Source organism: Xanthomonas citri pv. mangiferaeindicae, assembly GCA_002240395.1.
In the GTDB taxonomy this organism is placed as follows: Bacteria; Pseudomonadota; Gammaproteobacteria; order Xanthomonadales; family Xanthomonadaceae; genus Luteimonas; species Luteimonas citri_A.
Genome location: CP016836.1, coordinates 1663992 through 1688254 on the forward strand (window position 1 = coordinate 1663992; position 24263 = coordinate 1688254).

Genomic DNA, 24263 nt, shown 5'->3' on the forward strand with positions numbered 1-24263 from the left:
TCCCCGCTTGCGGGGGCAGGTCGACGCCGCAGGCGTCGGGTGGGGGCCGGGCTTGCCGCGAACGGCGCCCCCACCCCGGCCCTCCCCCGCGATGCGGGGGAGGGAGACAAGCGGCGCGACCCGCGCGCGTAGCGCGGACGGGCCACTTCCCTCGCAGCGCGGACTGGCCACCTCTCCGCAACGCAGCGGGCCACCTCACCTCCCCGCTTGCGGGGCAGGTCGACGCCGCAGGCGTCGGGTGGGGGCGGGGCTTGCCGCGAACAGCGCCCCGCCCCAGCCCTCCCCCGCGATGCGGGGGAGGGGGACAAGCGGCGCAATCCGCGCGTGCAGCGCGGACGGGCCACTTCCTTCGCAGCGCAGCCGGGCCACCTCCTCCGCAACGCGGGGGAGGTCGACGCCGCAGGCGTCGGGTGGGGCCGGGCTTGCCGCGAACAGCGCCCCCACCCCAGCCCTCCCCCGCGATGCGGGGAGGGGACAAGCGCGCGACCCGCGCGCACCGTTGCCGCGCTCGTCAGTCGCGGGCGCTGTCGCAAACGCCAGTGTCGCTTGCGTTCTCATGATCCGTCGCCACCTTGGACCGATGCATCTGGACATGCCCGAAACGCCCGAGGATTCGCCCGCCCAGCGCGCGCGCGACCGGCGGCGGCTGTCGCGCGCGCTGCAGGCCAGCATCGGCTTCGTGCTGCTGCTGATCATCGCCTTCGGCATCCAGGCGATGGTCGACTGGCGTGCGCTGGCGGTCCGTCCCGGCGAATGGGCGGGGCTGGCGGGCCTGCTTGGCGCGCCGCTGCTGCACGGCTCGCCGGGTCATCTGATCGCCAACGCCAGTGCGCTGCTGGTGCTCGGCACGCTGGCGCTTGCGGTGTATCCCAAAGCCACGCTGCGCGGCTTGCCGTTGATGTGGCTGGGCTCGGGCCTGGGCGCCTGGCTGCTCGGCGATCCGGGCTCGCACCACCTGGGCGCCAGCGGCGTGACCCACGGCCTGATGTTCCTCATCTTCGTGCTCGGCCTGCTGCGCCGCGACCGGCCGTCGGTCGCCGCCGGCATGATCGCCTTCCTGTTCTACGGCGGCATGCTGCTGACGATCCTGCCGCAGGAGCCGGGCGTGTCGTGGCAGTCGCACCTGGGGGGTGCCGTGGGCGGCGTGCTCGCGGCGTTCTGGTTCCGCCGTGCCGACCCGCAGCTGCCGCGCCGCCGCTACAGCTGGGAGATCGAGGAAGAGGAGGCCGAGCGCGCTGCGCGCCTGCAGGCCGAAACGCTGGAGCCGCCGGCACCGCACGACGTGCCGGTGCTGTGGCAGCGCCCGCAGGCCGATGACACGCTCGGCGTCGTGCTGCCGTTCCCGGCGCGCCCCCGGGCGCGCGACCGTAACGACGATGCCGACGACGCGCCGCCGGCGTCGCGTTAGGCGCGCCCCGTTCTGCCAGCGCTCAACGATCGTTGTCGCGCGCGTCTTCGTGTTCGAGCCAATGGGCGGTCGTTTTGGGATCCGCATGCACGAAGGCAACGCGAAGCCCGAAAAGATTTCCGATGCTTTCGAGCGTCTCGACCGTCGGGTTTCCTTTACCGCTCTCGATACGCTTGAGCGTCAGTAGACTCATGCCGCGATGTTTGGCGAACTGCACCTGGGTCAATCCGCTGATCTTGCGCATGCGCTTGACGGCTTGCGCAAGGTCGAGACGACCGTAGGCAATGTCGACCGCCAGCGCGTCTCTGAGCAGGCGGACCGTCTGGCTGTCAGGGCGTCGGCGTTGCATGGTGGTCAATGGCCTGAAGCTTGGTGATCTGAAATCCGATCGCGGTCTCGCACGCCTCGACGATATCCGCATCGGCATCTCGCATGCGCAATTCCTGGGCGAGTTTCGGCAGGTGTTCCTCGCCGAAGGTCTTGAGCGCGATGGCGACTTTCACTTTGACGTCGTCGTGCAGCGCCAATCGCTCCAGGATCACGTTCCAATCATCGGTGATCCCGCCCTCGGGCAGACGCCAGTCGCAGGTGCGGGTGATCAGCTCGCGATCGAGATACATCGGGCCGATGTCGTACAGCGGGGTCAGTTGCACGGTCCCGTCCGGACATTGCTGCACGGAGGTGTTGCGCACGTGGTTGTCCGGGTTGCGCAGCGCCCGGTTGAGGACGTCCCGGCACAGGAATTCCGCGACGGCCTGGGCCGGATTCGACGCCATGTCCGCCAATCGTTCGGTGAGCGCAAAGAGCGATGCGTTGCGGCCGAAGCCCGGTAACCCGGCCAGTGCCGACAGCGTCTCCTGATGGAGACGATGGACGACACCATCGGAGCCGACCTGTCGGTCGAACCGGCGAAGGAACAGCATGCCGTCCTTCAAGACGGGCGTGTCGATCGTACGCAGGCCACAGGCGCCAACGGCCTGCAGATAGATGGATTCGTGGCGAAGAATCCGCTGATCGCTCGGGTCCCGGCCTCGCGGCAGCTTGATGATCCAGTGCTCACGTGCCCGCGCATCGGGCAGCGCTGCATCGGGATACCAACGCCCTTCTTCGTCCTGCGTCAGCAGAAACTTCGGGGCTACTCCCTGCACGCCGGGTGTGCCGGCCGCAAGCATGTTGTGCAACGCGAGCTGCGCAAGAAATGCATCGGTTCGTTCGCTGATGTCTCGCGTCGTGAAGCCCTCCGCCGGAGCCCCGCCGGTCTGACGCTGGTAGAACTCGACGGCGGTGTCGAGACGAAGACGTCCAATGGGCGCAAAGGCGCCGTGTTGGGCCAGGAAAAAATCCTGCGTGGCGTCCTGGGCCGAAACCCCCAGCAGGCCGGCCAGGTGCTCGCGGCCGCGCCCTTGCGGCACCAGATCCCACAGGAAGGCCAGAGGCGTCTGCGAAGCGCCCGACCAGGTGTGGATCTCCATATTGACCGGGAGCGAAAGCGCCACGGGCGGCGCGTGCTCAAGGTGGCCGAAGACATAGTCGGGCAGGTACTCAAAGCGCACGGCGCGTTCGTTCACCGCGATACGGGCAGCGCAGTGCCATGTGCCGTTGATATAGAGCTCGATGGCGCTGTCCATCGGTCGATAATGGTCTATCAAAGTAGACATTTCAAGCGTGTTTGGCACTAAATGGAATATCTAAGTAGTCCAAATTGCTCAATGGTGCGCCTTGATGTGGCGTCAATGCCTCGACCAGCCTTTCCGCCCAGCTCGCGCCTGACCGGCCAGTTGTCGACTGCGCATGGGGTCGCACCGGTAGATCGCGCCAGGTGTCGTACCCGGGCGCCTCGAAGGGACGCGGCGCCACACCCAGCGCGCGTCCGCCCCCGACCCGCTATGGGTGCCAGCCCGAATGCGCTGCCGAGCCCCTCGCGGGGGACAGCGTCCTCAGGCAGCGCGCTACCATGCGCAACGCTTCGAGACGGGACATCACCGATGCAGGATGCATCTGCGGACAATCTGTACGCGCCCCCCACCGCGGACGTGGCGCCGACGCCGGCCACCGCCACTGCCGCGCAACCGTTCTACGTCGTCTCGGCGACGAAGTTCTGCGTGCTGTTCTTCGTCACCTTCGGGCTCTACGTCCTGTACTGGTTCTACGTCCACTGGCGCCGGTGGGGACGCGCCCACAACGAGACCGTGTGGCCGGTGCCGCGCGCGGTGTTCTCGATCTTCTTCGCGCATGCGCTGGCCCGGCGCATCGACGAGCGCTTGCGTGCGCTGGGCATCGTGCGCGCCTGGTCACCGGCGCTGGCAGCGACCGTCTACGTCGTCTTCCAGATCGGAAGTACCGTGGCCTCGCGGCTGGCCGATCGCGGGATCGGCGTGCCGATCACCGACATCGTCTCGCTGCTGGCGCTGGTGCCGATCGCGCTGTCGATGTTGGCGATGCAGCGTGCCGCGAACGCCGCCTGTGGCGATCCCGAAGGCGCGGGCAACCGGCGCTTCACCTGGGCCAACTGGGTGTGGATCGCGATCTTCGGCCTGATCTGGCTGTTGATCGGTGCGGTGATTCTGTTGCCAGCCTTCGGCGTGGATCTGCCGCAATGACCCCGATGCCCCGCGCGTCGCGCGCTGACGGCTGACCGGCATGCACGCACCGGACGATCCGTACGCGCCGCCGCAGGCCGACGTACGCGCAGCCGTCGCCAGCGGCGATGCGTTCTACGTGGTCTCGCCGCGGAAGCTGGTGGTGCTCTACGTCGCCACGTTCGGGCTCTACCAGATGTACTGGTTCTACCGGCACTGGCTGTGCTGGCAGGCGGTGCATGGCGTCAGGGTGCGCCCGGTCGTGCGCGCATTGTTCGCGTGGCTGACCGTGCATGCGCTGGCGCGCCGGATCGACGAGGCGCTGCGCGCGTCGGGCATTGCGCGGCGCTGGTGGCCGATGGCGGTGGCGAGCGTGTTCGCCCTGTGCGAAGCGGTGTCGTGGGGTACCGCGTTCGTCGGCCCGTCGGTGGCTGCGCGCTGGCCGGCGACGACGCCGTGGATGGACTGGTCGGGGATCGCGCTGATGCCGCTGGCCTGCGCCAGCCTGGTCCGGCTGCAGCTGGCCGCCAACGCCGCCTGCGGCGACCCGCAGGCACTGCGCAACCGGCGCTTCACGCTCTACAACCTGCTCTGGATCGTGGGCGGCGCGTCGGTGGTCACGATCGCGACCGTCATCGTCTTCCACATGCGCGCGGGCTGAGGTTCAGCGCCGCGCGGCCAGCCGTAGCCCACGCGGCACCAGCGCGCGCTCGGCCAGTTCGAACACGCCCTGCACCGTCAGCGCCAGCAACGCAGCGGGCACCGCGCCTTCGAGGATCAAGCCCAGGTCGTCGAGCCGGATGCCGGTGAGGATCGGCTGGCCGTAGCCGCCCGCGCCGATCAGGGCACCGAGCGTCGCGGTGCCGACATTGATCACCGCCGCGGTCTTGATGCCGGCCAGGATCGTCGGCAAGGCCAGCGGCAATTCCACCCGCAGCAGCCGCGTCGCCGGTGGCAGCCCGATCGCCGCCGCGGTCTCGCGCAGCTCGCGCGCGATGCCGGTCAGCCCGGCGTGCGTATTGCGCACGATCGGCAGCAGGCTGTAGAGGAACAGCGCGGCGATCGCCGGCCCCGCGCCGATGCCGAACAGCGGAATCATGAACACGAACACCGCCAGCGACGGCAGCGTCTGCAGCACGCCGGTCAACGCCAGCACACCTTGGCCCAGCCGCGGCCGCCGGGCGGCGACCACGCCCAGCGGCAATGCGACCAGCAGCGCCGCGCCCAGCGAGATGCCCACCAGCGCCAGATGCTCGCCAGTGCGCTGGGCGATGCGCGCCGGGCGGCCGTCGCCGGCGCTCGGCGCGACCCCGAGCCAATCGGCCGCGACCGTTGCCTCGCGCACGCCGTCGAGCTTCACCCGCGCGTTGAGCCGCTGCATCGTCGCCGCGTCGATCCGGCCTTCCAGCCCGCGCAGCGCAGCCAGCACCGCCGGTGCGCGCGTGCCCAGATCCGCGCGGTACAGATAGACCGCGGCGTAAGACGGGAAGTAGTGGCGGTCGTCGTCGAGCACGACCAGGTCGTAGTGCGGAATCTCGGCGTCGGTCGCGTACAGGTCGGTGGCGTCGATCGCGCCGCTGGCTAGCGCCCGATACGCAAGGTCGTGGTCGAGTCCATCGGGGCGCTGCGGCAGTGCATAGGCCGTGCGCAGTCCCGGCCAGCCATCGCCGCGCGACATGAACTCGTTGCTCAGGCCCAGCCGCAACTGCGGGTGCCCGGCCAGGTCCGACAGCCGCGCGATGCCCAACTGCGTGACCTGCGCCCGGCGCATGCCGATCGCGTAGCTGTTGTCGAACCCGAGCGGCGCGGTCATCGCCAGCCCGCGTTCGGCCAGCGCGGCGTCCAGCGCCGCGCGCTGCGCACGCGGCATGCGCAGCAGTTCGTCGGCCAGCGTGCCGGTGTACTCGGCGTAGGCATCGATCTCGCCTTCCAGCAGCGCGCGCCACAGGATCCGGCTGCCGCCGAGCTGGCGGCGATGGGTGACTTCGGCGCCGGCCTGCCGCGCAGCCAGCGTGGCGATCTCGCCCAGCACGACGCCTTCGGTGAAGTTCTTCGAGCCGATCGTGGCGGACTGCGCGGCGGCCACGATCGGCAGCCACAGGCCGACCAGCAGTGCCAGCCCCATGCCCAGCGTGCGCCGGCCGCTCATCGCACCGCCTCGTCGACGCTGCGCTGGGCGCGCATGAACGCCTGCACGAAATCGTCCGCCGGCGCGTCGAGCAAGCTACGCGGCGGGCCCTGCTGCACGATGCGTCCGGCGCGCAGCAGCACCACCGTGTCGGCGAACCACACCGCCTCGGCGATGTCGTGGGTCACCAGCACCACGGTCTTGCCCAGGCGCGCGAACAGCGCGCGCATCTGCGCCTGCAGGTCGTGGCGCACGATCGGGTCCAGCGCGCCCAGCGGTTCGTCGAGCAGCAGCACGTCGGGATCGAGCATCAGCGCACGGATCAGCCCCACGCGCTGGCGCTGCCCACCTGACAGCTCGGCCGGATAGCGTCGCAGCGCATCGGCCGGTAGCTGGCACAGCGCGGCGAGCTCGGTCATGCGCGCCTCGATCCGCGCCCGCGACCAGCCCAGCGTGCGCGCCAGCAGCGCGATGTTGCCGGCGGCATCGAGATGCGGGAACAGCCCGCCCTCCTGGATCACGTAGCCGATCCGACGGCGCAGCGCCGGCAAGGTGTCGCGGCGCAGCGGCGTGCCGTCGAAACGCACCTCGCCGGTGTCGGGCCATTCCAGGCCAACCAGCATCCGCAGCAGCGTCGACTTGCCCGCGCCGCTGGGGCCAATCAGCGCAGTCGTCGCGCCGGGCGCGATCTGCAGGTCGACGCCGTCGAGCGCGTTGGTCGCGCCGTAGCGCCGGTGTACCTGGTCGAGGTCGTACATCGCGGCAGGCTAGCAAGCCCGATGTGCAGGCCCCGCGGCTGCGCCGGTGGCCTGTGCTACGGTCCGGCCTCGCCCGCCCGGACCCGTGTCATGCCCCGTCTCGCGCTGTTCGCCTGCCTGCTCGTGCTGTTGCCCGGTTGCGGACGCGAGCCAGCCCCGGCCCCGGCCGAGGCGATGCCCGCCACCGCCGCGGTCGCGAACGACACGCCGGCCGGCCAGCGCATCGAGGCCGACGTGCGCACACTGGCCGACCCGCGGATGGAGGGCCGCTTCACCGGCAGCGCGGGCTATGCGCGGGCCGCCGAGCACATCGCCACCCGCTTCGCGCAGATCGGCCTGGAACCGGCCGGGGACGACGGCGGCTGGCAGCAACGCGTGCCGCTGCTGCGCGCCAGCATCGAGCGCGAGGGGGCCCGGCTGGAGATCGAGCGTGGCGGGCGACGCATCGCGCTGCGGCCGTTCGAGCAGTTCCTGCCGCTGCCCGACTTCGTCGCGCCGCGCAGCGAGGCGAGCGCGCCGGCAGTCTTCGTCGGCCAGGCGATCGACGCCCCCGAGCTCGACCACGACGACTTCCGCGGCGTCGACCTGCGCGGGCGCATCGCCGTCGCCTTCGGCGGCGCACCCGCTCGTTTCCCCGGCACCCAGGCCGCGCATTACGGCAGCCTGCGCAGCAAGGTCGAGGCGGTCGCCGCACGTGGCGCGATCGCGCTGGTGCTGGTGCACACCGCCGCCGACGAGGCCGGCACGCCCTGGGCGCGCACGCGTGAGCGCGGGCTGCAGCCGGCGATGCGGTTGCGCGGCGACGACGGCCGCGCCTTCGACGACGGCCCGCCGCTGCGCGCGATGGCGGTGGTGTCCGCGGCCGCCGCCGACCTGGTGTTCGCCGACGGCCCGCGCACCGCGGCCGAACTGGCGAATGCGGCGCGCGCCGGCACCTCGACGCCATTCGCGCTGCCCGGCACGCTGACGCTCGCCTCGCGCACGCGCATCGACACGCTCGAAGGCCAGAACGTTGTCGGCCGGTTGCCGGGCCGCGATCCGGCGCTGGCCGGCGAGAGCATCGTGCACACCGCGCACCTCGACCACCTGGGACCGAGCGCGGACGACGAGGGCATCCACCACGGCGCACTCGATAACGCGCTGGGCGTGGCGATCATGCTCGAGGCCGCGCACGAACTGGCGCACAACGGCCGCCCGCCACGGCGCTCGACCGTCTTCGCCGCGGTGACCGGCGAGGAGCAGGGCCTGCTCGGCGCCACCTGGCTGGCGCGGCGACCGCCGCCGGCGGTGGGGCGCGCGGTCGCCAACCTCAACATCGACATGCCGATCCTCACCGCGCCCACGCGCGACATCGTGGCAATCGGCGTCGAGCATTCGAGCCTGAAGCACGCAGTCGAGCGCGCCGCCGCGGAGGTCGGTGTCGCACTGTCGCCCGATCCGTTCCCGGAGGAAGCGACGTTCGTGCGCAGCGACCAGTACGCCTTCGTGCGCGCCGGCGTGCCGGCGCTGTACCTCGACGCCGGGGTCGCCTCGGCCAGTGCGGGCCAGGACCCACGCGTGGCGGCGACCTGGTTCCTGCGCAACTGCTACCACCGGCCCTGCGACAACGTCGACCTGCCGATCCAGTACGGCGACGCCGCACGCCTGGCGCGGGTGAGCGTCGCGATCACGCGCCTGGTCGGTGACGACGACGCGCCGCCGCGGTGGAACGACGGCGATGTGTTCGGCACGCGGTTTGCGGCATCGCGTGGGGACGAAGAATGAGGGGCTGCATCGGCGCCTGTTGCTAACGTCCTTGCCTCGGACGGGCATCGGCCTGTAAGCCGGAAGCCCTTCGCTTCGGTCAGGGCCCCCACCCAACCCCCCCCCGCAGGCAGGGGAGGGCTCAAAGGCGCCGGTCATCGGGAATCGAAACTGCGCGATGTGCATCACCTCCCCCGCCTGCGGGGAGGGCTCAAAGGTGCCGGTCATCGGGAATCGAAACTGCGCGATGTGCATCACCTCCCCGAAGGCGGGGGAGGGCTCAAAGGTGCCGGTCATCGGGAGTCGAGACTGCGCGATGTGCATCACCTCCCCGCATGCGGGGGAGGTCGGCGCCATCGGCGCCGGGTGGGGGCAGCGCAGAATTCAGTCGTGCGCGCGCGCCGGGGCGTCGTCGTTGGCGGCGGCCGGTAGCGGGCGCTCGGTGGTCACTTCGGGCAGTTCGATGATGAAGCGGGCGCCGCCGCCTTCGCGGTCCTCGTACCAGAGCTGACCGCCGAGATTGACGATGATCTGCTTGGCCAGCGACAGCCCCAGGCCGCTGGAGCGGCCGTCGTCCTTGCCCGCGTGCGCCAGCCGCTGGAACGGCCGGAACAGCGCGTGCTGCAGATCGCGGGCGATGCCCGGCCCGCGGTCTTCGATCAGCAGTTGCCAGAAGCCGGGCCCGCCGCCGCGCAACGAAATGTCGACGTTGCTCGACGGGGCGTACTTGATCGCGTTGGTGATCAGGTTCTCGGCCACCTGGCGCAGCACCAGCATGTCGATCGCGACCATCGGCGAGGCCGACGGCAGCCGCGTCTGCAACGCGACCCCACGGTCTTCGAACTGCAGCGCGTAGCGGTCGACCAGCCAGTCGACGACCTCGCGCAGCGCGGTGACGCTGCCGGCCGCCTCGCCCTTGCGCGAGGTGTCCTGGGTCTCGAGATAGCGCCGGATGTAGCCCAGCGCGTCTTCGGCGCTGTCGTGGATCATCCGGTGATAGCGCGGCACGCGTTCGGGTTTGGTCTCGCCCTTGAGCAGCATGTCGCTGGCGAACCAGATGCTCGACAGCGGGTTCTTCAGATCGTGCGCGACCAGGTTGACCAGCTCCTGGCGCTCGCGGGCGATGCGCTCGAGCCGGTCGCGAGTCTGCTTCAGACCGACGTGCGCATTGACGCGCGCCAGCAGCTCCTCGGGCATGAACGGCTTGGTGACGTAATCCACCGCGCCGGCATCGAAGGCGCGCAGCAACAGGTCGCGGTCCTGGGCGACGGTCAAAAACACCACCGGCAGCCGCAGCAGTTCGGGAATCTGCTTGATCTCGCCCAGCAGCGCGAAGCCGTCCATGTTCGGCATCAGCATGTCGAGCAGCAGCAGGTCCGGGCGCAGATCCGCCAGCAGCGCCAGCGCCTCGGCCCCGTCGGCCGCCGTCGTCACCTCGTAGCCGTGACGGCTCAGCAGCGAACTGACCACGCGCAGGTTCGCCGGCTGATCGTCGACCACGAGAATGCGGCCGCTGACGGGAGTGGAGTAAGGCATGGAGCTCCGAAAGGAAGCTTGGCGGGGCGGACGGCGTGGGCCTCCACGCCAAAATCGACGCAGACGTTAACAGAAATGCACGAAATGTGAGGGACGCCTGGACAGGCGGCCCACTCGGTTCAGTCAGCCTCGGCCCGCCAGCTGCCCGGGGGCAGCGCACCCAGACGCCAGGGGCCGATCGCGACCCGCACCAGGCGCAATGTCGGCAGCCCGACCGCCGCGGTCATCCGCCGCACCTGCCGGTTGCGGCCTTCGCGGATCGTCAGTTCGAGCCAGGCGTCGGGCACTGACTTGCGGAAACGCACCGGCGGGTCGCGCGGCCACAGCGTGGGGGGCGGGTCGAGCAGTGCGACCTGCGCCGGCCGGGTGGGCCCGTCCTTGAGCGTCACGCCTTCCCGCAAGGCCTGCAACTGCGCGGCCGTCGGCGTGCCCTCGACCTGCACCTGGTAGGTCTTGGGCAGCTTGTGCCGGGGATCGGTGATCCGGTGCGCCAGCGGTCCGTCGTCGGTCAGCAGCAACAGGCCTTCACTGTCGTGGTCCAGGCGTCCGGCCGGGTACACCCCGGCCGGCAACCCGAACCCGGCCAAGGTCGCCCGCGGCGGCGTGCTGCGGTCGGTGAACTGGCACAGCACGGCGAAGGGCTTGTTGAAAGCGATGAGCATGGAAGCAGGGGGGTTTGGAACTTAGGTGCAAGGCACGCGGGCGACGCGGACGGCGGGACGCGCGATTGCGCATCCCGAACGCCAATGCCGGGCCTCGATCCCGGTCGATCAGGGTTTCACGAACCGCAACGTCATCCGGTCGCTTTCGCCGATGGCGGCGTAGCGGGCGGCATCGCCCGGCTCATGGCGGTTGGTCGGGGGCAGGGTCCACACGCCGTTGGGATGATCGCGGGTGTCGCGCGGATTGGCGTTGACCTCGCTGCTGCCGTCGACCCGAAAGCCAGCCGCCTGCGCCAGCGCGATGACCTGGGCCTGGCCGACATAGCCGCTGCGGTCGTCGGCGGGCACGTCGCCGGTTGCGCGATGCTCGACCACGCCGAGCACGCCGCCCGAGCGCAGCACGTCGAAGAACGCCTTGAACATGCCCTCGGCCTGGCCGCTGCTGCGCCAGTTGTGGACGTTGCGGAACGTCAACACGACATCGGCCGAGCCGGACGGCCCCAGCCGCGGCGCTGCCGGATCGTAGGTCACGATCCGGGCCTGGTCGAAGTGGGCCGGATCGCGCGCGAACCGCGCCTGCAGGCCGTCGTGCTGGGCCTGCTGGTAGTCGCGCCCACGGCCGGCCGGGACCGCCGCAGGGTCGACCAGCGCGGCGACATAGCGCCCGCTGCCGCGCAGGTACGGCGCCAGGATCTCGCTGTACCAAGCGCCACTGCCGGGCGTGATCTCGATCACCGTTTGCCCCGGACGCACGCCGAAGAACCGCAGCGTCTCGCGCGGGTGGCGGGCGCCGTCGCGCGCGGCGTTTTCGGGCGTGCGCCAGTCGCCGGCGATCGCCGCGTCCAGGCGCGCCACGTTGGCGGCGTCGAGGTCGGCCGAGGTATCGGCCCGGGTCTGCGGACCGCTGCAGGCAGTCAGCGCGAGCAGGGCGGCGGCGCACAACGACAAGCTGCGTTGCATGGACGGAACTCCGGTGGACAAGTGCCGCCAGCGTGCCACAAGCCGCGCCATTGCGCGCCCGCACCACGCGCACACGCGTGGCCGGAACACTGCTTTGCGGCGCGTGGACGCGCACGTCGCCGCGCGCTGCCTATGCTGGCGGCACCTTCTCTTGGATGGATGTCGACCATGGCCGAACGCGAACTCGGACAGTCCGGACTGCGCATCTCGCCGCTGGCGTTCGGCGGCAATGTGTTTGGCTGGAGTGCGGACGAGGCGACCTCGTTCGCATTGCTCGACGAATGCGTCGCGTTGGGCATCGACCTGATCGACACCGCCGACGTCTACTCCGCCTGGGCCGACGGCAACACCGGCGGCGAATCGGAAACGCTGATCGGCAAATGGCTGCAGCGCAGCGGCAAGCGCCAGGCAGTGACCATCGCGACCAAGGTCGCCAAATGGGCGCAGCGCCCCGGCCTGTCGCCGGCCAATATCCAGGCCGCGTGCGACGACTCGCTGCGCCGGCTCGGCACCGACGTCATCGACCTCTACCAGGCGCACGAGGACGATCCCTCGGTGCCACTGGAGGACACGCTCGGCGCCTTCTCCCGGCTGATCGAGCAGGGCAAGGTGCGCGCGATCGGCGCGTCCAACTACACCGCACCGCGTCTGGCCGAAGCGCTGGCGGTCTCGCGCCGGCACGGGCTGCCGCGCTATGAGACGCTGCAACCGCACTACAACCTGGTCGATCGCGCCGGCTACGAGCGCGAACTCGAGCCGCTGGTGCGCGAGCACGGCCTGGGCGTGATCAGCTACTACGCATTGGCCAGCGGCTTCCTCAGCGGCAAGTACCGCAGCGAGGCCGACGCCGCCAAGTCCCGCGCGCGCGGCGCGCAGGTGGTCAAGCAGTACCTCAACCCGCGCGGCAAGCGCATCCTCGGCGCACTCGACGATGTCGCCTGCCGTCACGCGGCGACCGTCGCCCAGGTCGCACTGGCCTGGCTGATCGCGCGGCCGGGCATCACCGCACCGATCGTCAGCGCCACCAGCCTGGCGCAGCTGCGCGAACTGGCGGCCGCGCGCACGTTGCTGCTGTCCAAGGCCGACATCGCCGCACTCGACGGCGCCAGCGCCGGCTGACGCACCGCCTCGACGGGGCGCAGCGCCCCGATGCGGTATGACATCACGCTCTCACCCAGAGGTCCGCGCCGATGAAGCCCGCCACCACCACCCGCATCGTCCTGGCCGCGCGCCCGAAGGCGCGCCGACCGCCGCCAATTTCCGGATCGAGCAGGCGCCGCTGCCGGCCCCGCGCAACGGCCAGGTGCTGCTGCGCAACCGCTGGCTCTCGCTCGATCCCTACATGCGCGGCCGCATGAACGCCGGCCGCTCCTATGTCGCCCCGATCGAGATCGGCGAGGTCATGGATGGCGGCACCGTCTCGGAAGTGGTCGAGTCGCTGCATCCGGCCTGGTCGCCCGGCGACCTGGTACTCGCGCATGCCGGCTGGCAGACCCACGCCGTGGTCGACGGCGAAGGGCTGCGCCGCAAGATCGACCCCGACGGACCGGCGCCGTCGCTGGCGCTGGGCGTCTACGGCATGCCCGGCTTCACCGCCTATGCCGGCCTGCGCGAGATCGGCAAGCCGGCGCATGGCGAGACCGTGGTCGTGGCCGCGGCCAGCGGCCCGGTCGGCGCGACCGTCGGGCAGATCGCCAAGCTCCAGGGGGCCCGCGTGGTCGGCATCGCCGGCGGCCCCGACAAGGTCGCGCACGTGCGTGACGACCTCGGCTTCGACGTCGCCCTCGACCACCGCGCCGACGACTTCGCCGAACAGCTGCAGGCCGCGTGCCCGGACGGCATCGACGTCTACTTCGAGAACGTCGGCGGCAAGGTGCTCGACGCCGTGCTGCCGCTGCTCAACGACTTCGCCCGCGTGCCGGTCTGCGGCCTCGTCGCCCACTACAACGACACCGCACCGCGGCCCGGCCCCGATCGTCTGCCGCAGCTGATGAGCCTGATCCTGTCGCGACACCTGACCGTGCGCGGCTTCATCCAGCGCGACTTCATCGCGCTCTACCCCGAATTCCTGCGCGAAATGGGCGCCTGGCTGCGCGACGGCCGCATCCGCTGGCGCGAGGACGTCGTCGAGGGCCTGGAGAACGCCCCGGATGCCTTCATCGGCATGCTCGAAGGCCGCAACTTCGGCAAGCTGGTGGTGAAGCTCACCGACTGATTGCGTCGGGGCTTGCGCGGCCGTCTGCCGCACCGCTGTCTGCGCTCTTCTCCCTCCCTCGCGCGCGGAGGAGGGCCGGGGAGGGGGCGAACGCGCGCACTGACGCGTGCTCCTAAAAAGAAAAACCCAAGACGCGCCGCCCTGGGTCTTTCATGCGATCAACGGCGGGCCCCCACCCCAACCCTCCCCCGCAGGCGGGGGAGGGAGCAACTGCAATGTGCCGCGGTTCTCTGGGGCGCATGCGATCTCTCAGTCTTGCCGCTGCCCACCGCCGCCTGCGCTCATCTCCCTCCCCCGCCTGCGGGGGAGGGCTGGGGAGGGGGCGAACGCGCGCGCTGACGCCTGCTCCTAAAAAGAAATACCCAGGACGCGACGCCCTGGGTATTTCATGCGATCAACAGCGGCCCCCACCCAACCCTCCCCCGTAAACGGGGGAGGGAGCAAAGAGCGGCGTTACCGCAGTCCAACCAACGTGCAGCTCAGCCCTGCAATGTCGCCAGCGCGTCGTTGAAGGTTGCGCTGGGGCGCATCGCCTGAGCGATCTTGGCCAGATCCGGGTGGTAGTAACCGCCGATCTCCACCGGCTTGCCCTGCGCGCCGTTGAGCTCGGCCACGATCGCCGCCTCGTTGTCCGACAGCGCCTTGGCCAGCGGCGCGAAGGTCGCCTTCAACTCGGCGTCGTCGTCCTGCGCGGCCAGGGCCTGGGCCCAGTACAGCGCCAGGTAGAAATGGCTGCCGCGGTTGTCGAGTTCGCCTACCTTGCGCGCCGGCGAGCGGTTCTCGTCGAGAATGCGGCCATTGGCCGTGTCCAGCGTTGCCGCCAGCACCTTGGCCTTGGCGTTGTCGCGCGTCTGGCCCAGGTGCTCGAGCGAGGCCGCCAGGGCGAGGAACTCACCGAGCGAATCCCAGCGCAGATAGTTCTCTTCGACGAACTGCTGCACGTGCTTGGGCGCCGAACCACCGGCCCCGGTCTCGAACAGCCCGCCGCCGGCCATCAGCGGCACGATGGACAGCATCTTCGCGCTCGTGCCCAGTTCCATGATCGGGAACAGGTCGGTCAGATAGTCGCGCAGCACGTTGCCGGTCACCGAGATGGTGTCCTCGCCCTTGCGGATGCGGGCCAGCGAGAACGCCGTCGCCTCGACCGGCGGCAGAATGCGGATGTCCAGACCGCTGGTGTCGTGATCCTTGAGATAGGTCTCGACCTTGGCGATCACCTGCGCATCGTGCGCACGCGCGCTGTCGAGCCAGAACACCGCCGGCGTCGCCGACAGGCGTGCACGGCTCACGGCCAGCTTCACCCAGTCCTGGATCGGCGCGTCCTTGGTCTGGCACATGCGCCAGATGTCGCCGCTCTCGACCGCGTGCTCGAACACCACGTTGCCGTCGGCGTCGGTCACCCGCACCGTGCCGTCGGCCGGAATCTGGAACGTCTTGTCGTGCGAACCGTATTCCTCGGCCTTCTGCGCCATCAGGCCGACGTTGGGCACCGAGCCCATCGTCGCCGGGTCGAACGCGCCGTTGGCGCGGCAGTCCTCGATTACCGCCTGGTAGACGCCCGCGTAACAGCGGTCCGGGATCACCGCCTTGGCATCCTGCAGCTTGCCTTGCGCGTTCCACATGCCGCCCGAGTCGCGGATCATCGCCGGCATCGACGCATCGACGATCACGTCGCTGGGCACGTGCAGATTGGTGATGCCTTTGTCGGAGTTGACCATCGCCAGCGCCGGGCGCTGCGCGTACAGCGCATCGATATCGGCGCGGATCGCGTCCTGCTGGTCCTGCGGCAGCGACTGGATGCGCGCGTACAGATCGCCGATGCCGTTGTTCGGATCGAAGCCCACCTTGGCCAGCGCGTCGGCGTACTTGGTCAGCACATCGCGATAGAACTCACCCACGACCACGCCGAACATGATCGGGTCGGAGACCTTCATCATCGTCGCCTTGAGGTGCAGCGAGAACAGCACGCCCTGCGCCTTCGCATCGGCGATCTGCGCCGCGACGAACGTCGCCAACGCCTTGCGCGACATGACCGCCGCATCGACGATCTCACCGGCCTGCACCTTCACCGGATCGCGCAGCGCAGTGACCGCGCCATCGGCGCCGACCAACTCGATCTTCAGCGCACCGGCCTTGTCGATCGTCGTCGAGCGCTCGCTGCCGTAGAAATCGCCATCGTCCATGTGCGCAACGTGGGTCTTCGAATCCGACGACCACTTGCCCATGCGGTGCGGATGCTTGCGCGCGTAGGCCTTCACCGACGCCGGCGCGCGGCGATCGGAGTTGCCCTCGCGCAGCACCGGATTGACCGCGCTGCCCTTGACCCGGTCGTAGCGCGCCTTCGCGTCGCGCTCAGCATCGTCCTTCGGCGTGTCGGGGTAGGCCGGCAGGTCGAAGCCCTGCGCCTGCAGTTCAGCGATCGCCGCCTTGAGCTGCGGCACCGAGGCACTGATGTTCGGCAGCTTGATGATGTTGGCCTCGGGCGTGGTGGCCAGCGCACCGAGCTCGGCCAGGTGGTCGCCGATCTTCTGCGCGTCGGTCAGCCGCTCCGGGAACTGCGCCAGGATGCGCCCGGCCAGCGAGATGTCGCGGGTCTCGACCGCGATGCCCGCCGTGCGCGTGAACGCCTCGACGATGGGCAGCAGCGACTGCGTGGCGAGGAACGGGGCCTCGTCGGTGAGCGTGTAGAGGATCTTGGGGGTATCGACCATGTCGGGCGTGTCTCGTCGGAAGTCGTCGGGGAGAAAACGCACCATGGCCGCCCGGCGCAGCCAGCGGCTGCCCCGTGGCGCTGCATCCGCAAGGGGACAAGGCCATGGCACGCGCGTCGCGAACGACGCAGCGCCCCGCATTGTCGCGTGTTTGCCGGGGGCGCGAAAGGCGACGGGGCGGGTGGGGGACATACGGGACAGGATGGCGCCCCGGCGATCGACGACAGCACCTTTTACTCGCGACGATGAAACGATCAGCGTCGCGAAGCGGTCCACCTGACCGAGACCGATGGCTTAGGTCAGGTGGACGGTGCTTGTCAGGTCTCCGCACCATCGACCGACAACATTAGTACGCCCTTGCCGGCCGTGATCCGCAGACGCGTGCCGACGTTGAAGCCCAGCGCTTCAGCCAAAGCCCGCTCAAACGCAGGTAGGGCACCTCGTCGTCACCCCGGTAGCGATCGCGCACTGCGTAGTGGTGATAGCCCACCGTGCAACGCCGTGGCCGACGCGAGCGGCGGGGCTGGGTGTGGTCGTGATCGAAATGACGTGGGGTGCCTGCATCGGTAGATGATGAGGGCGCGCCGGCTCGGGCTCCGTTGTCGGCAATGTTGGGGGTGTCGGTGTGGCGGTACATGGGAATCCTCCATGACGAACGTGCGCTCGCAACAGCGCAAAGGGCAGCGACAGCGGGAGCGGGCCCGCCGCTGTAAAGCACGACCAGCGGCGAACCCGACCCGTCAGCCGATCAGTGCAGGGCGAGCTGCTCCGACAAGTGCGCAGGCGATGCGACGCCGTACGCCGGCCGGTCCTCGCGCACGCCGCTATGCGGCTTGGCGCTGCGCTCGATCAACTGATCCTGCACCTGTTCGAGGATTTCCCGGACGGCATCGGCACCCTCCGAGATCGCCAACCCCAGCGTCGGCACCGTGGCATCGGCCAGATCGTCCTCATGGCCCGACGCCAGTACGTCGCCATGTGCCATCAGCGTCTGCACCAGCCGGTCTAGGGCGTCGGCCTGGTCGATGGTGACGCCGAAGACGTACGCCTCCGGGATGTCGATGGCACGCACCGGCGAATCCGCCGTGACGTACGGCGTCGCATACGGCGTGTCTCCCGGGTCGGCCGCAGGTTCGTCCGGCGGCGTGGCAGCGTCGTCGCTCGCCGTTGCGGCACATGGCTTGGACGGCGCGTCCGGACGCGGCCGCCACGCCATGGCCTCCAGCACCAGCTCGGCCTGCTCGGCCAACATGGCCAGGCACGTGGCGAGTTCGCCGTGGCTGACTTCGGGCGGGTCGTCCAGTTCCTCATCGCGCGTGCGCGGCTCCGCTAGACGCGATAAAAACTCCATGTGGTCGCGCAGCTTCGTCAGCCGCGTGCGGTCGTCTTCCGGCAGAAAGTAGCCAGCCCGTTCGGTGTCGTACGTGTCGTGGTTCGACATGATGTTGCCTCCTTCAGTCCATCGAAGTGACCCGCCACCGAAGATGGCGACGGGAAGTCGGGAGGCTAGAAACCGCTTAGAGACGGCGGGCGTATTTCCCCGAAGGGTGTTGTATTAGCCGCCCTCCCGACGCAGGCAACACGTCGGTTGTGGCCGAAAAGATTCGGACACAAAAAACCCACCGGTTTTTCGGAGGTGGGTACCGCTCTAAGAGGAGTTTCTAGGCTCCGTGGTTGAGTGTGCGAGGGGGGTGAGCGGTTGTCAAGCGGGTCGGCTGCTTTTGGCCAGAAGCGGATGTCGTCCGTAGGCAGCTAGCGCTGTCGTCTGACGCCTATCATGGAGGCCCGCCATAACGCGCTGCCTCTCAAGGCGCTCGTGACGCGTCAAGCGCGCTGGACCGAGTTTCGAACATGACAAAGAAGCGGATCAAGCGGGAAAAGAAGAAGGGAAAGTCCGTGACGAAGACACAACCGGCGCGCTTCCAATTGTTCGAGCATCCTTTCAATCGCGTTGACCGCGAAGTGCTGCGGGCGGACCTCCATGAGCGCGGCCAAAGTCTGCGTGACGAACTGCCTGCCGTGCTTGCGCGTCTCTTAGGCTACTTTCGTGACCACGACCCGGCCATCATCCTGTCGACCCTCGCGTTCTACGGTTCGTTCCAAGCCGTCACGCCCGAGGGGCCGGCCGGCACATCTTTTCTGCCAAGCATCGAGCAGCACCATCTCGAGATGTTGCAAGCGCTAGCGTTATCGATTCCCGCAGGTGAGGCCGGTCATTTGCCAGCGCCACCTGGGCTTGTCCAAAAAATCATCGACGACGTAGAACTTCTAACCGAAGCGTTCGTCTGGTCGCGACTTCTCGTCCCAGCAGACACAGCGACAGGAGAAGAGCTTGCATTAGCGTCCCTCCAAGAGCGGCTACGGCTCCACACACAGATCGTGCGTAACTGGGGCTATGCCCATCAGGTGCGCCAGGTGTCATCTGAGCTCTACGGCTCGATCGACCCCGAGCTCGAAAAGGCAGCGGGCTTCACTGCCAAGGACGTCATAGAAGTTATCGCCAGCATGGTGCTGCTCTACGAAGATCGTGCATCACATCGTGTGCAGCTGCTTGGCCGGTTCCTAACCGAGCCGACGCAGAAGCGGATGATACGGGCGTATTACGCCACGTTCCCGAACATGATCGGCAAGGCAGAGGATGTGCTTAGCGTCGTCGGCCATCTCTCGAAAGAGCACGTGGCCTCGCTGCTATTGTCTCACTCCGAGTTGACCTTGCCGGAACTCGCACACTTCGATGCGAGCACCCTTTCGCAGCGGTCGGGCGTCTCGGAAGCGCGCGTGGAGCTAATCTTGAACAACCTTTGTATTGAGGTTGGGGATTTATCGGACCGGAATCCGATGCACTTCTTCATGGATAACCCGACGTGGACTCGGCCGGGCATGCGGCACGGCGCGGAGTACGTGTTCCCCACTCCACAAACAGGCTTGAGCCATGTGCACCGGATCATGCGTCGCCTGATCGAGACTCACGGGGTCAAGGCGAGCTATGAGCTCCGGCGCGCGAAGTATCTGGAAGACAAGGTCGGCGAACTCTTGCGATGCGCTTTCCCCACGGGAACGATCCTCCCGTCGGTGTCATGGTCCTTAGGGGGTGACCGGTATGAAACCGACCACTTGGTCTTGCTGGACCGGGCTGTGATGATCGTAGAGGCCAAGTCCGCGGCGTTAACGCCCGAGGCCCTCAGGGGCGCGCCGAAGCGCGTCAAGCGGCACCTTACCGACCTCGTGTTCGATCCTGCTCGTCAGTCCCAGCGCCTTGAAGAGGTGATTAGTTCTTCACGTGGCGGCGATCCGGTCAGTCGCCGTATCACTGATGAGATCGGCATAGATGTCAGTCTGGTCGACACAATCGTCCGCGTCTCCGTGACTCTGGACGACTTCTCTATGCTCTCGATGGCTGAGGATGAATTTAAGGCGGTCGGCTGGGCGCCGAACGACCTAGTCCTACCAGCGACCCTCAACGTTGCCGACTTCGAGACCGTCATCGAGATCCTCGAGCGCCCCGCCCTCATCCTGCACTACTTCGCGGAGCGACCCCGGTTCCAACGGGCTGCAAGTTTGCTCGCCGATGAGATCGATCTGCTCGGCGTGTATCTGAGCACGCTGTTCCACCTTCCCGAACTTAACACCGAGAAGACCCAGTTCGTCGCGTCGGGTGAGTCGAAGCCGATCGACGCCTACTACGGCCGCCTACAAGCAGGCTACTCCGCCACCAAGCCTAGTGTTGCGGTCGCTCCGGCCTTCTTAGACATCTTGGATCAACTCGCCGATCGACAGGTGCCGGGCTGGATCACCATAAGTCTGGACCTGCTCAGCGTCGGTGACCCGCGCCAACAAGCTAAATTCTGGGAGAATGTTGAAGCTTTGCGGCGTGACGTGCCAAGTACGGAAGGGGATCCGCGTCATCTGTGCGCGATGATCGTCGAGCCCGTCAACAGCGATGCCGCCATCGCCGTGTACGTCTTTACGAGCACGCGCGCCGCGCAGCGCCGCGAAACGATCGAGCAGCTAGCAGGGGAGGTCTTAGAACGCAGCAGACGTCGGCGCCTCACCGTAATCGGAAAGCAGGTCGAGTTCTGGGACGAGCCCTACCGAATTGCTGCCGTGGCTTACCATCGCGCCGACGACGGCGCAAAGTGCGCCCACGGGGAACCGGTAACATGTTCCGACGCGACGAGGACGGAAGGCAGCCCTTTGAGCACGAAGTCAGCGTTAGTGGATGTGGCGGTCCTCTGATGCTCTCGAATGAAAATCTAGCGCCGCGCATATCAGACTTAGCCTCCCCGCGCACGTCCAGAAATACGGTCAGCGGTACGCCAGGCCCCGGCTCCTCGGGATCCAGGTCGAAACGGTTCGCTCCATCGGGGGGATCGGGTGGCCCGAATGCCTCAATGCGTTCGACGGGCCTCTGACCGTCCGATCGCTCTGGCGGTCCGATTGCCTGATCGCCCAGCACAGCATTCATTGGCGCCCACGACCTATCGACATCGACAAAGTCGCTACTGGCGAACGAGTTACTCCGGGGGTCATATAAGCGGTCGTGCGCGTGGAAGCGCAAGCTTGCGCGCGTATTGAACGGCCAGATTACCCAGTACGCCTCGAGTGCATCGACCGCCTGCTGTAGGACTGACAGCTGCGTCGCATTGCCGCTAGGATTGGCAACCGACGCTGCATGCCGCGTGGAGGCGAAGGGGGACGGGTGCGCCATCAGGTAGTCGAACAGGATGCTCCAGTGGTCATTGGACTGCGGGGGTAGCACGACGGGCTCGCCGCGTCTGCCATTGACGACTTCCGTGAGCGCGCCGAAGAACGAACTGTGGGCCGGGGCCGTGGGCGAGCCAGGCCAGCGCTCGCGCATGACCTCGTTCGAAGGCTTCGTGGGATCGCGCTGCAACGTGAGGAATGCCCAATGCCTGGGCCCATTGAATGCACCGGCCGGAAAGACGTGGGGGAACGCAGAGTTTCTATCTCGCCCCCTCAAGAGCTTGAATTCGGGAGTCGTACTTCCGGGATACCCCTCGAACAGCTCGATCTCCCTTGCAGACGAATTACCCGTGAAGGGTGTCAGAGGAGTGTGGCTGACCTTGGCCTGGAGCAGCCACATGCGCTGGTCTGCGAGCCTGCCTTTGGCCTCACGCGTCATGATCACCGCGATGTCGGCGAGCTCGCGGCGGTGTCCTCGGGTGGGGCGCACGTACGCGTGCTTGTCTTGCCACATCGTGCGCAGCCTGACTTGCAAGCCGGTCTTTCGGCTGAGATAGGAAGCGGCCTGGGCGAGTACAAAACTGTTGTGGATGCCACGCAAGTAATCCAACTCGTGCGGCACGGTCGAGCTCTTCGAATAGGGGGCCGCGTGCCATTGGCATACGCCCTGACTCCACAGCCAAAGATCCATCTGCTCGTCGTTCGTCATGATGTGCACTCGTCGAAGGGGAACTAGATGGCCTGAATTCGCTTTGCTTCGCAGCGCGGCATGTACCCAGAGCATAACGTGCACTTCCTCGCGGGGGTATCTCGAGCCTCGGCCTACGCCCATTGGCGCTCAGGTAGGTGTGCCGCTCGCCCGTGTCGCCCTCGGCCTAGATGTAGGCATAAGGGCAGACGTACTCAACCTTGGTTCTCGATGAGCTTTTCGGTCGGACTGCAGCAGGCCGACATGGCGATCGAGTTTTCGGCCACATCAAGAATCTCAGCGTCGGAGCAACGTGATAAACGATCTGCGTTGAAACGTCCGCTGTGGTTCGTTAGGGGGGCTTGCCCGGTTGGTAACGACTGAGATTAGCGTGCCCTACATTTTTCGCGGTAAGCGCTGGGGAACCTGCCGCACCGACAGCAAAGTACCGCCGCAGGCAGCTGGCGACGTCCTACCTTCGTCCGAGCCGATACAGACGCCTAGCGGAGGCGCGCTGGATCGCCTACAGCTTCACCGTCAACGAAACGAAAGTGGGCGGCGCGATCGAGGGGAGAACATAGGCCGGGCCTCATCCCAGATGAAGCTGTCGTGCTAGGCGTAGGCGTATTAGCTCCCAGTGAAGTTGCGAAACTGCACGTCCACGCTCATGCGGGGATTGATTTGGAACTCGGCACTTGGGTCGAAAGCTGCGAAGCCGCCGAAATTATCGACGATACTTTGCTCTTCGAAGTAGTTGTCGCCTTGTGCGCGCCTGCAGCCCGAAGTGGAGCGCATCCATCGCCTGGTAGTCCAAGCCGAGGTCGTTGATGGTGCGCGGCTCCGCTGCGACCTCGTTGTCTTTGATCTAGATGAGAAGCGCGGACTTCGATCGATCTTCGCTTCCCGGTATGCGTTCGATGTCCACAGCGCCCGCTCTTGTCGCTGATCCGCGCGTCTGCCTCCACATTCGGGCCGCGAAAGCTGGCCTTGCCCAGTGCCATCTTCCTGCCAATGGCGAGCATGTTTGATACCTCGTTCTCTACGTGCTGCTGCCACAGCGCCAGTTGGCCCTGGCTGCCGGTGAAGGTTCTAGCCGGATGCCGGCCGCGATGCCAGTTTTGGTCGCGGGAGCTATCGTCTGGTCGGGCGTGAGATGGGCCGGCTCGTGTTGCAGGTGAGCACCTGCAACCTGTGCCACAGTCGGGGTAGAGCTGTGTTGGCTGCGGGCCCACTCACGCTGAGCTGGATTTGGTCGATCATGCTGTAGTCCTGCAGCTGCCCGCGCACGCGTCCGGGGAACTGTTGGTGCTGTCGGAGCGGTCAACGTGCCCCTTGCTGCCCTATGATCGGATCGTTCACGGCGTCATTGCCGCGCCACAGATCCAGGACTGCCATGAAGACACTCGGCCTGCTCGGCGGCATGAGCTGGGAATCCACGATTCCCTACTACCGCACGATCAACGAGACCATCAAGCAGCGGTTGGGCGGTCTGCATTCGGCCCGGATCGTGTTGTTCAGCGTCGACTTCCACGAGGTCGAGCGGTTGCAGCATGCGGGGCAGTGGGAGGCCGCGGGTGCGTTGCTGGCGGACGCGGCGCGGCGGTTGCATGCGGCCGGTGCGGACGGCTTGGTCTTGTGCACCAACACCATGCACAAGGTGGCCGGGCACATCGAGTCGGCGGTCGAGATTCCGTTGCTGCACATCGCCGATCCGACGGCCGAGGCGATCAAGGCGCAGGGGCTGCGCCGTGTCGGGTTGCTGGGCACGCGTTTCACGATGGAGCAGGATTTCTATCGCGCGCGACTGGAGGATCGGCATGGCTTGCAGGTGCTGACGCCGGCGCCTGACGATCGTGAGGTGGTGCATCGCGTGATCTACGACGAGTTGTGCCTGGGCCGCGTACTGGACGCATCGCGCGCGGCTTATCTCGCGATCATCGATCGCCTGGTGGCCGAGGGTGCGCAGGCCGTCATTCTCGGCTGCACCGAGATTTCGTTGCTGGTCGAACCGCAGCACGTGCCGCAGGTGCCGTTGTTCGATACGACGCATCTGCATGCGGTGCATGCCGCGACGTGGGCGTTGTCGCCGTCCTCATGACCGATGCGCTGGGCGCTGGCCGTGACTTGTGTCACTGTCAGCCGCCACGCCGGCGCCTCTAGCGTGTCGCATG

General features: G+C 67.8%; 16 protein-coding genes and 1 pseudogene. 8 read left to right on the top strand and 9 right to left on the bottom strand.

Annotated elements, in window-relative coordinates:
• Positions 1 to 592 precede the first annotated feature (592 nt).
• Positions 593 to 1408, top strand: a complete 816-nt coding sequence (locus BEN78_07215; protein ASR44983.1) for a rhomboid family intramembrane serine protease — start codon at positions 593 to 595, stop codon at positions 1406 to 1408.
• Positions 1409 to 1430: 22 nt separating this feature from the next.
• Here BEN78_07215 and BEN78_07220 read toward each other — a convergent pair whose 3' ends face one another.
• Positions 1431 to 1757, bottom strand: coding sequence for a hypothetical protein (locus tag BEN78_07220; protein ASR43201.1), 327 nt, complete (start codon positions 1755 to 1757; stop codon positions 1431 to 1433).
• Entirely contained in the window at positions 1738 to 3036 is a 1299-nt protein-coding gene (locus BEN78_07225; protein ASR43202.1) for a hypothetical protein, read from the bottom strand. The genes BEN78_07220 and BEN78_07225 overlap by 20 nt, the downstream gene beginning before the upstream one ends.
• 357 nt (positions 3037 to 3393) lie before the next feature.
• Here BEN78_07225 and BEN78_07230 point away from each other — a divergent pair, with 357 nt between their 5' ends.
• Positions 3394 to 4008 (top strand): hypothetical protein, encoded by a 615-nt coding sequence (locus BEN78_07230; GenBank protein ID ASR43203.1) that lies wholly within the window; start codon positions 3394 to 3396, stop codon positions 4006 to 4008.
• 40 nt (positions 4009 to 4048) lie between these two features.
• On the top strand, positions 4049 to 4648 hold the full coding sequence (locus tag BEN78_07235) for a hypothetical protein (protein ID ASR43204.1): 600 nt from the start codon (positions 4049 to 4051) through the stop codon (positions 4646 to 4648).
• Between the two features lie 3 nt (positions 4649 to 4651).
• On the opposite strand, the gene BEN78_07240 is transcribed toward BEN78_07235, so the two are convergent.
• Positions 4652 to 6112: an amino acid ABC transporter permease gene (locus BEN78_07240; GenBank protein ASR44984.1), complete on the bottom strand. Its 1461-nt coding sequence runs from the start codon at positions 6110 to 6112 to the stop codon at positions 4652 to 4654.
• Between the two features lie 20 nt (positions 6113 to 6132).
• Positions 6133 to 6873, bottom strand: coding sequence for an ABC transporter ATP-binding protein (locus BEN78_07245; protein ASR43205.1), 741 nt, complete (start codon positions 6871 to 6873; stop codon positions 6133 to 6135).
• 174 nt (positions 6874 to 7047) lie between these two features.
• Here BEN78_07245 and BEN78_07250 point away from each other — a divergent pair, with 174 nt between their 5' ends.
• The gene (locus BEN78_07250; GenBank protein ASR44985.1) at positions 7048 to 8637 is read left to right on the top strand and encodes a hypothetical protein; all 1590 of its coding nucleotides are present in this window, start codon (positions 7048 to 7050) and stop codon (positions 8635 to 8637) included.
• Positions 8638 to 9000: 363 nt separating this feature from the next.
• On the opposite strand, the gene BEN78_07255 is transcribed toward BEN78_07250, so the two are convergent.
• The 3 genes from BEN78_07255 to BEN78_07265 form a co-directional block, all read right to left on the bottom strand.
• Complete coding sequence (locus tag BEN78_07255; GenBank protein ID ASR43206.1) at positions 9001 to 10152, bottom strand: hypothetical protein; 1152 nt, start codon at positions 10150 to 10152, stop codon at positions 9001 to 9003.
• Positions 10153 to 10271: 119 nt separating this feature from the next.
• The gene (locus BEN78_07260) at positions 10272 to 10814 is read right to left on the bottom strand and encodes a pseudouridine synthase (protein ASR43207.1); all 543 of its coding nucleotides are present in this window, start codon (positions 10812 to 10814) and stop codon (positions 10272 to 10274) included.
• Positions 10815 to 10922: 108 nt separating this feature from the next.
• Positions 10923 to 11825: a methyltransferase gene (locus BEN78_07265; GenBank protein ID ASR43208.1), complete on the bottom strand. Its 903-nt coding sequence runs from the start codon at positions 11823 to 11825 to the stop codon at positions 10923 to 10925.
• A gap of 117 nt (positions 11826 to 11942) precedes the next feature.
• Here BEN78_07265 and BEN78_07270 point away from each other — a divergent pair, with 117 nt between their 5' ends.
• Together BEN78_07270 and BEN78_07275 are read left to right on the top strand one after the other, a co-directional pair.
• Positions 11943 to 12893 (top strand): alcohol dehydrogenase, encoded by a 951-nt coding sequence (locus BEN78_07270; protein ASR44986.1) that lies wholly within the window; start codon positions 11943 to 11945, stop codon positions 12891 to 12893.
• A 71-nt stretch (positions 12894 to 12964) separates the two neighbouring features.
• A pseudogene (locus BEN78_07275) lies at positions 12965 to 13989 on the top strand (NADP-dependent oxidoreductase).
• Between the two features lie 479 nt (positions 13990 to 14468).
• Here the strand turns inward: BEN78_07275 and BEN78_07280 are convergent.
• Both BEN78_07280 and BEN78_07285 read right to left on the bottom strand, forming a co-directional pair.
• Positions 14469 to 16700 (bottom strand): isocitrate dehydrogenase (NADP(+)), encoded by a 2232-nt coding sequence (locus BEN78_07280; protein ID ASR43209.1) that lies wholly within the window; start codon positions 16698 to 16700, stop codon positions 14469 to 14471.
• Between the two features lie 748 nt (positions 16701 to 17448).
• Complete coding sequence (locus BEN78_07285; GenBank protein ID ASR43210.1) at positions 17449 to 18141, bottom strand: hypothetical protein; 693 nt, start codon at positions 18139 to 18141, stop codon at positions 17449 to 17451.
• Positions 18142 to 18551: 410 nt separating this feature from the next.
• Between BEN78_07285 and BEN78_07290 the strand changes: the two genes are divergently transcribed.
• Both BEN78_07290 and BEN78_07295 read left to right on the top strand, forming a co-directional pair.
• Complete coding sequence (locus tag BEN78_07290; protein ASR43211.1) at positions 18552 to 20936, top strand: hypothetical protein; 2385 nt, start codon at positions 18552 to 18554, stop codon at positions 20934 to 20936.
• 2549 nt (positions 20937 to 23485) lie between these two features.
• Positions 23486 to 24190: an aspartate racemase gene (locus tag BEN78_07295; protein ASR43212.1), complete on the top strand. Its 705-nt coding sequence runs from the start codon at positions 23486 to 23488 to the stop codon at positions 24188 to 24190.
• Positions 24191 to 24263 lie beyond the last annotated feature (73 nt).

Excerpts from the sequence above, each read along its gene's own strand:
- BEN78_07280 (ASR43209.1), bottom strand. The coding sequence starts at position 16,700 with ATGGTCGATACCCCCAAGATCCTCTACACGCTCACCGACGAGGCCCCG.
- BEN78_07295 (ASR43212.1), top strand. The coding sequence starts at position 23,486 with ATGAAGACACTCGGCCTGCTCGGCGGCATGAGCTGGGAATCCACGATT.
- BEN78_07270 (ASR44986.1), top strand. The coding sequence starts at position 11,943 with ATGGCCGAACGCGAACTCGGACAGTCCGGACTGCGCATCTCGCCGCTG.
- BEN78_07265 (ASR43208.1), bottom strand. The coding sequence starts at position 11,825 with ATGGCGCGGCTTGTGGCACGCTGGCGGCACTTGTCCACCGGAGTTCCG.
- BEN78_07215 (ASR44983.1), top strand. The coding sequence starts at position 593 with ATGCCCGAAACGCCCGAGGATTCGCCCGCCCAGCGCGCGCGCGACCGG.
- BEN78_07285 (ASR43210.1), bottom strand. The coding sequence starts at position 18,141 with ATGTCGAACCACGACACGTACGACACCGAACGGGCTGGCTACTTTCTG.
- BEN78_07290 (ASR43211.1), top strand. The coding sequence starts at position 18,552 with ATGACAAAGAAGCGGATCAAGCGGGAAAAGAAGAAGGGAAAGTCCGTG.
- BEN78_07240 (ASR44984.1), bottom strand. The coding sequence starts at position 6,112 with ATGGGGCTGGCACTGCTGGTCGGCCTGTGGCTGCCGATCGTGGCCGCC.
- BEN78_07220 (ASR43201.1), bottom strand. The coding sequence starts at position 1,757 with ATGCAACGCCGACGCCCTGACAGCCAGACGGTCCGCCTGCTCAGAGAC.
- BEN78_07260 (ASR43207.1), bottom strand. The coding sequence starts at position 10,814 with ATGCTCATCGCTTTCAACAAGCCCTTCGCCGTGCTGTGCCAGTTCACC.
- BEN78_07255 (ASR43206.1), bottom strand. The coding sequence starts at position 10,152 with ATGCCTTACTCCACTCCCGTCAGCGGCCGCATTCTCGTGGTCGACGAT.
- BEN78_07250 (ASR44985.1), top strand. The coding sequence starts at position 7,048 with ATGCCCGCCACCGCCGCGGTCGCGAACGACACGCCGGCCGGCCAGCGC.
- BEN78_07230 (ASR43203.1), top strand. The coding sequence starts at position 3,394 with ATGCAGGATGCATCTGCGGACAATCTGTACGCGCCCCCCACCGCGGAC.
- BEN78_07235 (ASR43204.1), top strand. The coding sequence starts at position 4,049 with ATGCACGCACCGGACGATCCGTACGCGCCGCCGCAGGCCGACGTACGC.
- BEN78_07245 (ASR43205.1), bottom strand. The coding sequence starts at position 6,873 with ATGTACGACCTCGACCAGGTACACCGGCGCTACGGCGCGACCAACGCG.
- BEN78_07225 (ASR43202.1), bottom strand. The coding sequence starts at position 3,036 with ATGGACAGCGCCATCGAGCTCTATATCAACGGCACATGGCACTGCGCT.